This window comes from Bradyrhizobium sp. SRL28, from assembly GCF_018596315.1.
Lineage (GTDB): Bacteria > Pseudomonadota > Alphaproteobacteria > Rhizobiales > Xanthobacteraceae > Bradyrhizobium.
On sequence record NZ_JAHEAG010000011.1, the window covers coordinates 153903 to 168277 of the forward strand.

Consider the following 14375-nt stretch of genomic DNA (forward strand, 5'->3'; position numbering starts at 1 on the left):
CATGAGACGTCCCACGTCCGCTCGAGCGGACAATGCTGACTCGAGGCCGGACATTCGCTCCGACATCCTGTCGGCGATCAGCGAGGCCCTTGCTGATCCGAGCGATGCACCCGCTGGCCTCAACAGTATTTTTCATCGGAGCGGATATTCGGAAGAAGATATCTGGTCGACATTCAAAAGTGTCGACGATCTCGTCGTCGCGCTTGCCGAACACGAAGCCTTTTTCATATCGCAGCCATTGGTGAGGAGGGTGCGCCCCCATACCCTTGACGATGTACGCGATACCCTTGTCGCCTTCGGCCTCGTTGCCTCGCGAGAATATTCGACCACCCTGGTCGGGTTCATCCGGATGATGATGGCCGAAGTTGCGCGCAACCCTTCTCTCAAGAAGCGGGTCTACGAGGCAGGGTCGGAGATCGTCACACGGAGGCTGCGGGAGTTTCTGTCGGACACCAATGAAAGAGGGATCCTGTCGATATCGGACGCGCAGGTATGCGCTGAGCAATTGATGGGACTGCTGAGGGAGCCACTCTACCAGGCACTGATGCTGAATCCCGTGACGAGCCAGAACGGGACAACCGCCGACCGCGTCAAGGCCGGCGTTGAAAGGTTCCTGCATGGATGTGCAAGCGCGAGGAGCGCCAGATATGAACGCGCCATATGATACTGTCCGTGCGAGCCAGTCCTGGCTGGCGCGTAGCAGCGACAGCTCATCAAGTCTGAAGGTCGTCGACGATGTCCCGTCGGATCTGGCCAACTGCGCCGACGAGCATGGATCGCTGGTGACGGTCGAGCCCGTCGACTGGATCATTTGCTTCGTCCCCGGCCTGAAACGGCAATGGTGGCATCGGTTCGTCCATCACAAGCATAAGCACGTCTTTGCCATGCGGCCGACGAACACCGGGAGTTGGCTGCTCGTGGAGCCTTGGTGGACGCGTATGATGGTGACGATCTTGCCGCCGGCCGATGCCGTCAAATTTCTGCGGTGGGGCGGGACGGGCGATATCCTTCGTGTCCGCGAGGCGGTCCCAGGTAAAGCGAGCCAGATTCGCGGTTGGTCAAATTGCGCGGTTCTGACGGCGTTTGTGCTTGGGCGGCCGAGCTGGACATGGACGCCGCACGGTCTCTACCGCGAACTGCTCCGCGAGAAGACAACGCGGCGCGAGAACGTAGAGCAGCTTCTGGTCGACCAGTTCGCCAAGGTCGTCAGTCAATATTCCTCCAATGCACTGAGTGTCAGTGCCGACCAGCTTTCCCTGCCGCTCAGGGAATTGCTCATCATCATTGGACGCAATCTTCTCGAGACGATGATGACACCGGCCTTGCTGGAGGTTTGTTACACAGCCATCCTCGAAGCGGACCACTACCCGGATGCGACACGGGTCTACGCGCAGCATGGCCCAAAGCGGGCCATCGCGGTCCTTACAAAAATTCTCGCAAGAGCGAAGCAGACGGGTGAAGTCGACCTCGCGGATTGCGAAGCCGGCGCCCGCCAGTTTCTCGGAATGCTCTACGGAAACATTCATCTGGAAGCTGTGCTTCAGCTTGGCGCGATACCAACGCTTTCCGAAATTGATTTGCGCGCCCGCACCGCGGTGAAAGTCTTTCTCGACGGCGTTGCGCCTAACGAGACACCAATCCTCGCGCGTAAAAGGCTTTCGCCCGCGTGAAGATCAAGGCGATAGGTGTGCTTCGCAACACGGCGCGAACGATCCTAAGACATTTTGGAACTCTTACGATCAATCGCCGTTTGAAGTCGCAAACACGTACCAAGCGAGGCTGCGATGACGAGACCCACGATCTTACTTGGCGCTGTTGCCTTATTATTCCTATCCGCGTTTGCCAGCCCGGTGTCGGCGCAGCACGTAATCACTAATCCGGGCAAGTGCGCCCAGTTCTATCCGAACGCAAATTGCCAGAACTACGGGCGCGGAAACCCCTACTCGAGCTATGGCTGGCAGCGAGCGGGACATCGTCACTACTGGGGCCATCGTCATCACCGCCGCCATTGGCGCTGACGCCAGCCAGCGGGACGAGCCTATCTAGACTCCATTGGCGTGAATTCAGAAAAGTCGACGCGAGCATTTGGTCGACCTCGCAATCAGGTATGGCGGCGTGCTGTCGTCAGGCGCACTAGGCCGCACTCGACGAGAGTACCCACGCGGCAGCGCCGCACATGCAAAAAAACCAAACGATCGAAATCCAGAACACCAAGTCGTCCTGCTCCATCACGGGCCTATGAATTGGGAATTGGAGCGCGTCGCCAACTCGGACGCGCGGGCCCGAATGCGTTAGTCCAAAGCGCAAGAACAAGTCTTGTTATTCAAGGCCAGAAAATTGGCATTCCGCGCCACCCGGCGCGCAACAGCGACCCAGTCCGGTATCGTGATACACGCCAAGCGGCCTTGAACTGAACGACGAGAATGTCAGCGGTTATCGACAACCGCCGGAGCGTGACCCGTGAGTCAAGTCGGTTCAGTTACGCGATTGAGCTATGCTTCCGGCGCTCTCACGCCCGTTGCCGGCGACCTGTGGCAAGGCAAGGGTGAAAGCGTCAACCAGCCGACGTCGCCAGGGTTGCGTTAGCATCGATAGCTTCCCTTCGAGCAGAGCCGCCCTTTCCCGGGCGCCCGCGCTTTCTGAGGCGGCCTTGAGCAATTCGGCCAAGAGCTTGTTCGTGCGTTCGCATTCTCTCTCAAAGTCGCCCCGATGGCCGTTGGCAACAGCCTTCATCTCGAGCAGTTCGGCCTGCAAGGACTCAATCTTTTGCTTCAGGGCGGTGACCACATGGTGACCGCCCTGTGCTTGCGGCGGGCGGGAGATTGGGGAGTGGCTGATTTCGGCGAGGTCGACGTGCACAAGCGTCTTGCCGTCGTTGGAGGGGGAACGGGGCAATCTATGTCGCTTTACGAGAGCCCGGGCTGCCTCCGGGGAAATTTTGAGCCTGTCGCCCAGTTCGGCGTACGTCAGCATCTCGACGGGCATGATATTCGCTCCCGTTTAGCCGGACGATCACCACCCGGACACAGCAAATGTGTACCGATTTATAGTTAAGCGTTGGTTTACTGTGAGTGGGCGCCCTGTCGTTTCCCCAAGCGCGGGTGACCGCCTCGTGCCGGTGCCCTTCCCGGCAACGATCCGCATTCAACCAAATCAACCTATCCTCTGCGACGGCGCATCCCGAGCAGGTCGAGGCCCCAGAAGGCAATGAGGATCAGGGCGCACGTGCTTACGCCCAGCAACAATACGATTGCTTCCAGCATGATCGAATCACTCCGCTGGTGTCACAAAAAGCATGCACTCCGGCCGCGAAATTGTCATCATTCAGTTGCGGCAGAAGTGCGGACGAAACCATTTTCTGGAGCCGACGAAAACATCCTGAAACAAAGGACTGCGTAGCTGGTTGTTAACAAAACAGGGACAGCCAGCATGCAATTCATCTTCGATCTCATATGGAACCAGTCACGCAGCAGATTCCTCGCTACAATCCAGGAGCGGGAGGCCGGCCAATGATTGAGCTTTCAGCAGGTATCCTCGCCCTGGTCAGCGTGGGCATCTTCGCCGCCCATGCGCTGGATGCCTACCGCACCGGCTAGGCTCGCAGCGGAGACCGCATCAGGACCAAACCCTTGCCTCGAGGGCCGCAGGCGCTGCCTCAGTGGCGTTTCTCAGACGCGGGCGGTCTGCTGTCGCCCCCTGTCCAATTGAAATCCGTGGATTCCGGATCGATGGCCCGCGAGCGCGCTTTTAGTGGGAGTCCCAGCTGGTGAGCCTTGAAGGCCACCCCACCCACGGTTCGATCCATCTTTTCGGCAATCGCTTGAACTGAGTACTTTTGAGCGAGAGTCTTGAGGTCGCTGATATCCTCGGCACTCCAGCGTTTGGCCATGTCTATCGCTCTCCCTGCTCCCAGGCTTAAATCGGGATGAAGTGGAAAGTTCCCTTCGAACGCCCCCGAACAAATTAACCATAATTATGTCGATTGCCCCCGGTTCCCTTGCCTGAAATTATGGGCCTGATTAAATGGCTCTATTAACTTAATAAAACGCGCCGGGACGTTTGCGGGCAAGAAAATAATCCGCCAGAAACGATCGTCGCAAGCCCGATCAGGAGACCATCGCCTTCCGGAGGGTCCTTTTTGGCGGTGGCTTCCAAATCTTGGAGCGATGCCTAATGCATACGCGATCCAAAAGATATCTCCGGCGTCAGCGCGCACGGTTGAGGGCGCAACGTCGCGCGTCATTGAAGCCCTTCCAGTGTGAGGATCGCTTGGCCCAACAGATTGCCGTCGGCATGAAAAAACGTTGGCCCGAGATGTCAGGCTATTCGCGCGCCCACGACCCGGGCTCGAACCGCGCCCTGCCCTGACGCGGTCGCCGGCTATCCAGCCTGTCGTGATCGAGATCGTTGACGCGCGTTAATTAAATCTAATGAGAGCAACCGGCCCGTGCGATTCTGTCCACGGGGTCGCGATTTTAAATAGTTAAATTTGCTGGGCCGGCGCCACAATCGGGACTGAGCCTTCCGGTCGACTGAAGTGGATCGGGAACGGCAGCGCAAGCACCTGCAAGGGGGTGTCCGATCCTTGGTGGCACGGACCCAAAGCACGCTTGCCGGAGCGCTACGGCCGGCGCAGCTCTGCGAGAGCCTCGGCAACCACCGCGACGAGCGAAGCCATGGTGTATGGCTTCGGCAGCCATCCGAGCGGGGCATAGGGCTCGGCGCGCCCGCGCGTGTGCGCATCGTCATGTGCGGTCGCAAAGATGCAGCGAATGGCGAAGTCCTGATACAATTGCCGTGCGGCGTCGATGCCATCGCGGGTGCTGGCGAGACGAATGTCCATCACGGCGAGCGTCGGCTGCGCCTCGCCGGCCAGCGCGACGGCTTCCTCGGCGGTCGTGGCCGGGCCGACAACCTCAAAGCCGGCTGCCGTCAGCGCGACTTCGGTTTGCATGGCTATCAGAAAATCATCCTCGACGATGAGAACGCACGGCGGGCCCTGCTTGTCTTCCATCCGTCGGGCCTCTTCGGCAGGCAGCGGCGGGTTCCGGTCCGGTTCGGACCGCGACGCGAAATGCCTTGCGCTGCGCTGAGGCGTCATCGATCCCCGCTCTAGATTTTCGCGGCGGGGAACTCGAGGCACGCCCGCGAGGGGTTTTTCGTGACGCAAAACGTTCCGCGCAGCTGGCGCGCGAGGCCGAGTACGAGTTGGAGTCCGGACGAGGTCTTGCGCACCTCCTCCAGGTCGAACCCCTCCCCGTCATCCTCGACGCAGAGCGCCAACCGTCCGTCCTGATCGGTCAGGCTGACCCGGACGCCCTGCCTCGCATGATCCTTGACGCCGTGCTTCACGGCGTTTGTCAGCAGCTCGTTCAATATCAGTGCAAGCGGCATCGCGATATCATTGGAAAGCACGCCCTGCGCAGCACCACATTCAATTCGCGCATCCGGCGGCAGCAATTGCCGGATGGTTTCACAGACCGCCGGCAAAAATTCTTCCGCCGCGAACCGGCTCGTATCGCTGCGGCCGTACAGTACACGCTGCGCCGCCGCCATGGCCGCGATCCGCGCGCTGGCTTCGTTCAGGACTTTCCGCGCCTCGTCGCTGTGCGCGGTTCTTGCCGCAGAAAACAGCAGCGACTGCAGCATCTGCATGTTGTTCTTGGTGCGATGATTGAGTTCATCGAGCAGAAGCCGCTGCTGGGTTTCCGCCTGCCGCCGCTCGCTGATATCCACCAGCATGTTGATGGCGCCGTTGATCCTGCCGGAAGAGTCCCGCAACGGCGTCGGGAACGGAATGAAGGGAACCCGCGTCCCGTCCGGCCGCTCCGCGACCGCTTCGGCGCCACGCACGGCACGCCCTTCCTTGAGCGCCACCGCCATCGGGCACTGATCGTGCGGGAGCGGCGTGCCGTCCGGCATGAACAGCTTCCACGTGACACACCATTCGTCGGTGCCGAGCGCCGGCGTCCGGCCGGAGAATTCGACGGCCGCCTCGTTGAAGTAGGTTATTTTCCCCTGCGCGTCGGTCGTGTAAATCGCGGCCGGAATCGCCGCGAGCAATTCGGTGAGACGCTGCTCGCTCTCCCGGAGCCGGCGTTCGGCTTCCTTGCGATCGGTGATGTCGCGGGCGATCTTCGATGCGCCGATGATATGTCCCGCGCCGTCGCGCACGGGCGAGACAGTCAGCGAAATGTCCAGAAGGCGACCGTCCTTCCGCCGGCGAACGGTTTCATAATGGTGGATGCGCTCGCCGCTCCGTATGCGCGCGAGGATCCCGGGCTCCTCGTCTTCGCGGCCCGGCGGAAAAAGAATTGTCACGGGCTTGCCGATGGCCTCGCCGGCGGTATAGCCGAACAGCCGCTCGGCGCCCGGATTCCAGGTCCGGATGATCCCGTCCAGATTCTTGCTGATGATCGCATCGTCGGAAGATTCCACGATGGACACGAGCTGCTGCGCACGCTCTTCGGCGGCGCTGCGCGCCTGTTCCGCCCTTAATCTCGCGATGCCGAAGCCGAGTTGCCGCGCGAGCGTCAGCGCGACGTCGATCTCCGGTTCGGTGAAGTGATGCGGCCTGGCGTAATAGGCCATGAATTTTCCGGCGAGCCGGCCGCCGATCATAATCGGAATGAAAGCGACCGCCGCGATATGTTCTCGCGCAATCGTTTCCTTGAGCGCGACCGAAAGCGCTGAAACGCCGATATCCTCGAAGTAGACCGGACGCGGATTTCTTTCGTCCCTGTCCCATGGCGAATGGCCTTCGACGGCCTTCCGATAGTCGTCCGACAGGCCCCGCCACCCGACGAAACGCATCACGTCGCTGTCGTCAAACAGCAGGATGGAGGCGCGCTCGCAAACGAGCGCGGCGAGGACGGCATCCAGGCCGGCGTCGTAAACGTCAGGAAGCGAGGTGGCGTACTGGAGATTTTCGGAGAACCGGAACAGTGCCGCCTGCTCTTCACTGCGGCGTGCCAGCGCCTGTTCGGTCTCCTTGCGGGCGCTGATGTCATGCTGAACGCGCACCGCGTAAAGGAAATTTCCCGACGCATCGCGAACGCTCGAGGACGTCACCTCCGCCCAGAAGTATGAGCCGTCCTTGCGCGCGAGACGCTTTTCGATGGTGTAGCGATCGATTTCGCCGGCGACCTGCCGCCTGAACTGCGCAAGATCCTGCGCGACGTCCTGCGGCGCGGTCTCGTCAAAGATGGAGCGGCCAAGCAGGTCGGCAGCTTCCTGTCCCGTCAGCTCGCAGACCTTCTGGTTGACGCGCAGCATGCGCCCGGCCTGATCGATCTCGGCGATGCCCACGCCGACGTGTTCGTAGGTGATAGCCAGCCTGTCTTCGTGCGCCGGCAATCGTTCTTCGCGAGGCACTAGGGCGATATCCGGGGTGGCGGACAGGCCTGGCTGGGCGAGAGTCTTGGCCGTCCGTTGCTGGATGTTCATTCCCGCCATCTCTGCCCCAAGGGCAAATTTTGTGTCACGCGATACTCGGCATCAGCAATGCAAGATTAGCAAAATACCGCTGAGCCTAACCTTGCATAAGTCCGGCAAGAGAAAATTGTTCCTCGCGACGGCTGGAGCTCGAAATGTCCGTTTTCTTGCGCGCCTCGCTCCCTGCAGGATGAAGCGCAGGATTGATCGCTAGCAGCCCCGGCAGATCCCCGTGAATGAGCTCACCTCCGGTCGCCCCCGTCGCCCAACCGGCGGCCTTCGCGGGTAAGCCTTACGCGCGCTGATGATCCGTTGCGAGGCGCCTGGATAGGGCGACGGCGCGACGCGTGCGCGCGGCGCATCGACCGAGCCGTAGGAGGTGGGCGGCGTCGGAGGGTTGGCACGGAGCGGCGGGATACTCGCGGCGTTGCCGATACCGCTGGGATCGGAGAGTGCCCTGGGATTGGCCGGGCCGAACGGCACGCCCGATATCGACGAATTGCCGGCGCCGGCCGAGCCAGCCGGCGGCGTGAGTTGTGCGAATGCCGTTGCGGGGGCGATAAGGCCGAGCGCCACCAAGAGAACAAGTGCCGGATTACGGGACATCGGGATCTCTCTCCAGGAGGCACTACATCCAACGATCAGGTAGGGCGCGGGTTCCCTTGCTTCCGGATGGGTCGGTTTTTCCTGTTGCTACGGAGTAGGCGTCGGGAAGAGAATCAGACTTATTCATGGCGCGATCACGTTTTGAGATTCCGGCGGAATGAACCAGCCTGATATCCTCGATTCCGATATCCACGCCCTGCAGCAGTGGCTGCGCGCTGCCTGGCAGCAGCTCGGCGATCCCTCCCTCACCACCTTCACCCGGCGCGAGTTGCGCAACCAGATGAAGCAGTGCAGCGCCGACCTGCGGGAGCGACTGCAGATGGCGGCCGAACAACAGTCCGATCCGGTCCAGCAACCGGTCCCGGCCTACTCCCGGCCAGAGCTGCGCATCCTGTCATGGTGACGGAACAAGGTCAGGCGCCTGCCGCTCCGCCGCCAGCCACGAACAGACCGCCGACGGCACCGCGCCGATAAGGCCGAACAGCAGGACATCCGGCCCGTGGACGAAGCCCATCCAGAACGTTGCTGCCAGCGGCAGGTAGCTGATCGCGTAGCCGAACAGCGCCGTGAGCGCGATGCGGTACGAGACATTGCGCCTTGCCAGCGCATGGTCAAACCACGCGGCCAATAGCGCGGGGATCAACCCCACCAGATATATCGTCGGCAGCATCATGACTTGGGCGACATCGAACGTGTTCGGGCTGCCCGCAAGCCAATTGGCAATCTGCAGCATCACCCAGAACGCGACGACGAAGCCGAGCGGCGGCGCTATGGCGGCAAAGATGAGAAGGCGTTTCATGCTGGTCGTCCGTGGTTGCTGATTGGCCCGAACCGTAGCGCCGCGTCGTTCGCTGCCGATGTGACGCCACTCACGCTGGCCGGTGCCGCCGCTCCGGCCTATGTTCGGATGCGCATTGGGGAAGTCTGGAAAGAAGCCCTCGACGAGCCGCAGTGGGTGGACCGGCTGCGCCAGCTACAACCGATCCGCTTCTGCCAGACGAGGCCGCGCCCTACCCGAGCCACCTGAGCAAGAGCTAGCTGCCCGGTCCGCCCTGTTGATAACCCCAAAGCCCCGGGGCCAGCGTCGAAACAGGCCGCCATGGTGTGCTATCGGCATACCGGCCTGATTAACGACGGAAAGAACATATGCGGATCACCCTGGTCGGTTCCCGCCATTTCGGCGTAACGACATTCAACACGCTGCGCCAACACGGCGTCGATATCGTCCGCGTTGTCGTCCACGATGGCGAGGACCGGCTTGCCGCCACTGCGCACGCCGCCGGGATCGAGGTCGTCGTGCAGGCCGATCCGAAACGCGTGGCCGCCCCGGAAGTCGCGCCCAATACCGACCTGATCGTGACCGCCCACAGCCATGCCCGCGTGACCCGGGAAGCACTGGCTACCGCCAAACTCGGCGGCATCGGCTATCACCCCTCGCTCCTGCCCCGGCATCGCGGCCTTGCGGCGGTGGAATGGACCATCAAGGAAGGCGATCCGATCGCCGGCGGCACCGTCTACCACCTCGCCGACCGCATGGATGCCGGCGCCATCGCCGCGCAAGAGTGGGTATTCGTCAGGAAGGGAGAGACCGCGCGCGAGCTCTGGGAACGCGCGCTGGCTCCGCTCGGCCAGAAACTGCTCGCTGACGTCATCTTTCACGCCAAGACCCACAACAACCTCCCTGCCACGCCGCAGGAGGAGGAGTTCGCCACCCAAGCGCCGAGCCTGGACGCGAAACACTGAACGTTACCTGGATACCTCTACAGCGGTTTTGGTACGGAATCAGTGGCGAAATCGCAGCTTTTTTCGTTCCCTGCCCGGAACCAGATTCACCTTGATGTGTTTGAAATCCCGGGAACATTCCTCCGTGTTGCGTCGCACCCAAGTTTGGACACATTGTGACCGGATAAGGCGCGTCATCACACACATCTCAAGGATTTGATCCATGCGCGCCAATCGCATCAGCGACATTTTGTTTGCTTCGTTTCTTGCCTCCGCCGCGACCTTGGCCGCAGCTCCGGCCTCCGCCCAGTCGCCCTATGACGGCCTTTGGCAGGTTACCGTTGTCACAAAAACGGGCAGTTGCGATGCGCAGACTACCTCCACCGTGAACGTCGCCGACGGCAAGATTTCGGGCGGTCCGGTTTCCGGCAGCGTCGGCAGCGGGGGACTTGTGCGAGTCTCGATCAATGGTGCATATGCGAACGGTCAACTCAGTGGCAACTCCGGATCGGGGAAATGGAATGGGGCTTCAGCTGGTGTCGCGTGCAGCGGTCGATGGGAAGCATCCCGTCAGTAAGGCAAGCCAGACTTCAGAATTTTTCGCCAAAGCGCGGCGGCTGACATTTGCAGCCGTCGCGTTTTTTTTGACGATCGTTGCCGCGTCGACCAGCCACGCCCAGTCAAGCACCTTCGCCGGCATGGCCGGTAACTGGTCCGGCAACGGCACCGTGACCCTCGACGACGGCTCCAGCGAGCGCATCCGCTGCCGCGCGACCTACAAGGTCGGCGGGCCCAGCATGGAGATGGTTCTCACCTGCGCCAGCGACGCCTATAGGTTCAATCTGCAGGCCGCGGTTATCGCCCAGGGCGGCGAAGTCACCGGTACCTGGAGCGAGACCAGCCGCAATGTCGGCGGCAGCATCCAGGGCCACGGCGCCGGCGGCAGCTTCCAGATCATCGCCCAGGCGGCCGGTTTCAACTCCAGCATTTCGTTGAAGACGACCGGCAACAAGCAGGCGATCGCCATGAGGGCCGACAGCCAGTTCAGGGCCGCCAATATTTTGCTGTCGAAGTAGGCCAGCGTTGTCGTACCCCGCGAAAGCGGGGTACCCAGTACGCCGCGCCCTGGCGTTTAAGTCATAACATCTCTGGAATACTGGAGCCGCCTTCGCTCGTTGAGCTACGGCGGACAAGTCGCCCGCCGGAGCCTGTCATTGGGCGCGCATTCGCGCGACCCGTTGGCGGGTGATGACAGTTGTGCCGTTGCACTAACTCGTCTTCGGCTTCTCGAGCTTCGCAGCGGTCTCCTTGATCGTCTTTGCGATCAATAAAGCCTGCTCCTTGTTGAACGCAAAATCCTGAACGCCCCGTTGTGTGGTCAGCGACAGCACCATGATGTCGGGCTGGTGCTCGGGCCAGCCGGTTGCGAAGGCGGTGACGAAGTCTGCAGAGGTCGATCGAGTGGTCATTGGCTGACGATATCCTTTTGTCTTTGCCGGCGCGCTTGTTGAAGCAGGCAGCGCCTGGCGCTTGTGATGACAGTTACGCCCTGGCAGTTAGGCCTTGGGCACGAAGGCCGTAACTTCGATTTCGACTTTCGCCCGCACGTCGACCAGCCCGTCGATGTAGAGCAGCGTCGAAGGCGGGAAATTGCGCCCGAGTGTTTCCTTCCAGGCTGCACCGATGCCGGGACCTGCGGCTTCGTATTCGCTGCGGCTGGTCAGGTACCAGGTCAGGCGGACGATGTGCTCGGGCCCCGCGCCGGCTTCTCCAAGCAGCTTGACGATGCGCTTCAGCGCCGTGCCGACCTGGGCGGCCATGTCAGGGGCATAATCGCCCTTCTCGTCGCCGCCGGTCTGACCGGCCAGCACGATCCATTTGCCGGAAGCGTCGACCTCGACACCGTGCGAGAAGCCACGGGGTTTCGACCATTCGGCCGGTTGCAAGATACGCATGCGCAAGTTCCTCCTTGAGACCGTCGCTCCTTAGCACTGAACGGGCAGCCGCTCCCACAGCGAAATTGCGACGCCGCGCATCGCTGCCCCGCCGCATATGCGCATTGCAAATTGTGGCGCGCTCGCCGATACCGGCCTGCCCCAACCCCTCAAGCTTCCCGAATGGACCGCACACAATCCAAAACCCTGGCCGCGCTGTGGATGGCCGGCTGGCTCTCCCTGATGCTGATCATCGCGGTCGCCGGACGCGAGGCGGCGCGCGAGATCAACGTGTTCCAGCTCATGGAGATGCGTTCGATCCTCGGCTTCCTGATGCTGTACCCGCTGATCCGCGCCAGCGGCGGATTTGGCATGATGAAGACGACGCGGCTGCCGCAGCACGTGGCGCGCAACCTCATCCATTACGGCGCGCAACTCGGCTGGTTCTTTGCGCTGACGCTGATCCCGATTGGCCAGGTGGTGGCCATCGAATTCACGATGCCGATCTGGACCGCGATCCTGGCCGCGACCTTCCTCGGCGAGCGCATGACCATCTGGAAGATCGCGGCGATCGTGCTCGGGATCGTCGGCGTCGTCGTGATCGTTCGCCCCGCCACCAGCGAGGTCGATCCGGGCCAGTTGATCGCGCTGGCGGCGGCCGTCGGGTTCGGCGTGTCGGTCGCGATGGTCAAGTCGCTTACCCGCACCGAGCAGACGCTCTCGATCATGTTCTGGATGCTGGTGATTCAATCGGCGGCTGGTTTGCTGCCCGCACTCTACGTCTGGACGTGGCCGCCAACCTATCTCTGGGGCTGGGTCGTGGTGATCGCGTTTTGCGGCACGTTCTCCCACTACTGCATGGCGCGCGCGATGCTGCATGCGGATGCCACCGTGGTGATCCCGATGGATTTTCTGCGGGTTCCGCTCAGCGCCGCCGCCGGCTGGCTGATCTATTCGGAACGGCTGGACCTGTTCACCGTGCTCGGCGCCGTGCTCATCCTCACCGGAAATCTGTTGAACCTGAAACCGAATCCTTCGACTAAGGCGCCCGCCCAAAGCTGAATTTTATTTGCCTGGCTGTGATCTAGATCACGCTAAGACGCGTGTCGCGAGGGTAACGGATGGTCCCGGATTTGGTTGTTCGCCCGCTTTTTTGTGGTGCGAAGCAGGCGATTCTTTGTAAGGTCCAGCCAGCGTTACCACCAAAGCCTTTTTGTCGATTCTGCAGGGGGATTTCCTATGCGCTACCCAACCCTCATTTTGTCCGCCATCTGCTTGGTCTTTACGGCCGGCGCCGCCAGTGCCGAGAAGCGTGTTGCCTTCGTCGTCGGCAACGGCACCTACAAGAACGTCGCGCCGCTTCCGAATCCTTCCGTTGATGCGAAGGCGATGGCCAGCGCGCTGCGCAATGTCGGGTTCGAGGTGGTCGAAGGTTCCAATCTCACGCGCGACAAGATGACCGAGCGGCTGCTCGACTTCGGCAAGAAGGCGCAAGGCGCCGACGTCGCGCTGTTCTTCTACGCCGGTCACGGCATTGCCATCTCCGGCACCAACTATCTGTTGCCGATCGACGCCGACATCAAATCCGAAATGGACGTCAAGCTCGGCGCTGCGATCAATATCGACCTCACGCTCGAGCAGACCATGGGCGACGCCAAGGTCAAGCTGGTGTTCCTCGATGCCTGCCGCGACAACCCGTTTGCGGCGAAGATCAAGTCGAACGCCGCGACCCGCAGCGTCAACGTGCAGACCGGTCTCGCCGAAATGAAGTCCGGCGAAGGCACGCTGATCGCGTTCGCGACCGGCCCGGGCCAGACCGCGCTCGATGGCCAGGAAGGCTCCAACAGCCCGTTCACGCGCGCCCTTCTCGCCAACCTCACCCAGCCCGGCATGGAGATCCAGCAGGCGATGACCAAGGTCCGCGCCCAGGTCAATGAGGAGACCAACAAGGGACAATTGCCCTGGGGTCACACCAACCTGATCGGTACGGTCTATCTGAACGGCGCGCCCGCGCCCGGAGCCGTGGCGGCTGTAGCGCCGGCAGCGGGAGCTTCAAAGGCGTCGGACGTGGAACTGGAGTTCTGGCGCTCGATCAAGGATTCCAACAAGCCGGAAGAACTCAACGCCTATCTGACCAACTACCCGAACGGTCAGTTCCGCTCGCTGGCATTGTCGCGCATTGCGTCGCTCGAGAGCGGTGCCAAGGATGCAACCGCAACCCGCAACCTGAGCACGGGCATTGATCCCGCGACCTTCAAGGATGAAGCCAACCAGACCACCGAGGATCAGATCGGCCTCGACAAGGGCCAGCGCCGCGACGTGCAGCGCCGCCTCACCGGGCTTGGCTTCGACACCAAGGTCACCGGCCAGTTCGATCAGGGAACCCGCGGCGTGATCACGCGCTGGCAGGCCGCCCGCGGCTATCCCAAGAGCGGCTACCTCAACAAGCTGCAGCACAAGGCGCTGCTGACCGAGATCGTGGCGGCCGCGCCGACCGCGAGCACCGACGAGGAGCGGCCCAAGCGCCGCGCCACCAGCAGCGGCGGCCAGCAGCAGGCACAGCCGCAGCCCCAACCTCAGCCTCAACGCCAATATCAGAGCAATCCCGGACCCGATCCGGCCGGCGCCGGGCGCTTCATCGGCGGCGTCGTGGGCGGCATGCTGCGCTGACCCGCAAGC

The 14375-nt window shown here is 61.9% G+C and carries 17 protein-coding genes; 9 read left to right on the forward strand and 8 right to left on the reverse strand.

Annotated elements, in window-relative coordinates; genetic code table 11:
* Window position 1 precedes the first annotated feature (1 nt).
* Both KIP88_RS22605 and KIP88_RS22610 read left to right on the forward strand, forming a co-directional pair.
* The gene (locus KIP88_RS22605; RefSeq protein WP_214490195.1) at window positions 2–664 is read left to right on the forward strand and encodes a TetR/AcrR family transcriptional regulator C-terminal domain-containing protein; all 663 of its coding nucleotides are present in this window, start codon (window positions 2–4) and stop codon (window positions 662–664) included.
* Window positions 618–1670, forward strand: coding sequence for a TetR/AcrR family transcriptional regulator C-terminal domain-containing protein (locus KIP88_RS22610; RefSeq protein WP_214490196.1), 1053 nt, complete (start codon window positions 618–620; stop codon window positions 1668–1670). Before KIP88_RS22605 ends, KIP88_RS22610 begins: the two co-directional genes overlap by 47 nt.
* 805 nt (window positions 1671–2475) lie before the next feature.
* Here the strand turns inward: KIP88_RS22610 and KIP88_RS22615 are convergent.
* The gene (locus tag KIP88_RS22615) at window positions 2476–2985 is read right to left on the reverse strand and encodes a hypothetical protein (protein ID WP_214490197.1); all 510 of its coding nucleotides are present in this window, start codon (window positions 2983–2985) and stop codon (window positions 2476–2478) included.
* A 467-nt stretch (window positions 2986–3452) separates the two neighbouring features.
* Between KIP88_RS22615 and KIP88_RS22620 the strand changes: the two genes are divergently transcribed.
* Window positions 3453–3596 (forward strand): hypothetical protein, encoded by a 144-nt coding sequence (locus KIP88_RS22620; protein WP_214490198.1) that lies wholly within the window; start codon window positions 3453–3455, stop codon window positions 3594–3596.
* Between the two features lie 59 nt (window positions 3597–3655).
* On the opposite strand, the gene KIP88_RS22625 is transcribed toward KIP88_RS22620, so the two are convergent.
* From KIP88_RS22625 to KIP88_RS22640, 4 genes are all read right to left on the reverse strand, one after another.
* A complete protein-coding gene (locus KIP88_RS22625; RefSeq protein ID WP_214490199.1) occupies window positions 3656–3889 on the reverse strand; it encodes a hypothetical protein in 234 nt (77 codons plus the stop codon).
* Window positions 3890–4621: 732 nt separating this feature from the next.
* The gene (locus tag KIP88_RS22630) at window positions 4622–5014 is read right to left on the reverse strand and encodes a response regulator (RefSeq protein WP_249790942.1); all 393 of its coding nucleotides are present in this window, start codon (window positions 5012–5014) and stop codon (window positions 4622–4624) included.
* Between the two features lie 98 nt (window positions 5015–5112).
* The gene (locus KIP88_RS22635) at window positions 5113–7446 is read right to left on the reverse strand and encodes a PAS domain S-box protein (protein WP_249790943.1); all 2334 of its coding nucleotides are present in this window, start codon (window positions 7444–7446) and stop codon (window positions 5113–5115) included.
* A gap of 198 nt (window positions 7447–7644) precedes the next feature.
* The gene (locus KIP88_RS22640; protein ID WP_214490202.1) at window positions 7645–8040 is read right to left on the reverse strand and encodes a hypothetical protein; all 396 of its coding nucleotides are present in this window, start codon (window positions 8038–8040) and stop codon (window positions 7645–7647) included.
* A 157-nt stretch (window positions 8041–8197) separates the two neighbouring features.
* Here KIP88_RS22640 and KIP88_RS22645 point away from each other — a divergent pair, with 157 nt between their 5' ends.
* Window positions 8198–8443: a hypothetical protein gene (locus KIP88_RS22645; protein ID WP_214490203.1), complete on the forward strand. Its 246-nt coding sequence runs from the start codon at window positions 8198–8200 to the stop codon at window positions 8441–8443.
* On the opposite strand, the gene KIP88_RS22650 is transcribed toward KIP88_RS22645, so the two are convergent.
* The gene (locus KIP88_RS22650; protein WP_214490204.1) at window positions 8435–8839 is read right to left on the reverse strand and encodes a DUF5413 family protein; all 405 of its coding nucleotides are present in this window, start codon (window positions 8837–8839) and stop codon (window positions 8435–8437) included. The genes KIP88_RS22645 and KIP88_RS22650 overlap by 9 nt on opposite strands.
* Before the next feature lie 347 nt (window positions 8840–9186).
* Here KIP88_RS22650 and KIP88_RS22655 point away from each other — a divergent pair, with 347 nt between their 5' ends.
* From KIP88_RS22655 to KIP88_RS22665, 3 genes are all read left to right on the forward strand, one after another.
* Window positions 9187–9783 (forward strand): formyltransferase family protein, encoded by a 597-nt coding sequence (locus KIP88_RS22655; protein ID WP_214490205.1) that lies wholly within the window; start codon window positions 9187–9189, stop codon window positions 9781–9783.
* Between the two features lie 202 nt (window positions 9784–9985).
* Window positions 9986–10339, forward strand: coding sequence for a hypothetical protein (locus tag KIP88_RS22660; RefSeq protein WP_214490206.1), 354 nt, complete (start codon window positions 9986–9988; stop codon window positions 10337–10339).
* A complete protein-coding gene (locus tag KIP88_RS22665; RefSeq protein ID WP_214490207.1) occupies window positions 10284–10838 on the forward strand; it encodes a hypothetical protein in 555 nt (184 codons plus the stop codon). Before KIP88_RS22660 ends, KIP88_RS22665 begins: the two co-directional genes overlap by 56 nt.
* A 192-nt stretch (window positions 10839–11030) precedes the next feature.
* Here KIP88_RS22665 and KIP88_RS22670 read toward each other — a convergent pair whose 3' ends face one another.
* A complete protein-coding gene (locus KIP88_RS22670) occupies window positions 11031–11231 on the reverse strand; it encodes a hypothetical protein (protein WP_214490208.1) in 201 nt (66 codons plus the stop codon).
* Between the two features lie 87 nt (window positions 11232–11318).
* Window positions 11319–11717, reverse strand: coding sequence for a RidA family protein (locus tag KIP88_RS22675; protein ID WP_065729279.1), 399 nt, complete (start codon window positions 11715–11717; stop codon window positions 11319–11321).
* Between the two features lie 162 nt (window positions 11718–11879).
* On the opposite strand from KIP88_RS22675, the gene KIP88_RS22680 reads away from it, so the two are divergent.
* Together KIP88_RS22680 and KIP88_RS22685 are read left to right on the forward strand one after the other, a co-directional pair.
* Window positions 11880–12758, forward strand: coding sequence for a DMT family transporter (locus KIP88_RS22680; RefSeq protein ID WP_214490209.1), 879 nt, complete (start codon window positions 11880–11882; stop codon window positions 12756–12758).
* A 177-nt stretch (window positions 12759–12935) separates the two neighbouring features.
* Window positions 12936–14366 carry a caspase family protein gene (locus KIP88_RS22685; RefSeq protein WP_214490210.1) on the forward strand — a complete coding sequence of 477 codons (1431 nt, stop codon included), beginning with the start codon at window positions 12936–12938 and terminating at the stop codon, window positions 14364–14366.
* Window positions 14367–14375: the final 9 nt, after the last annotated feature.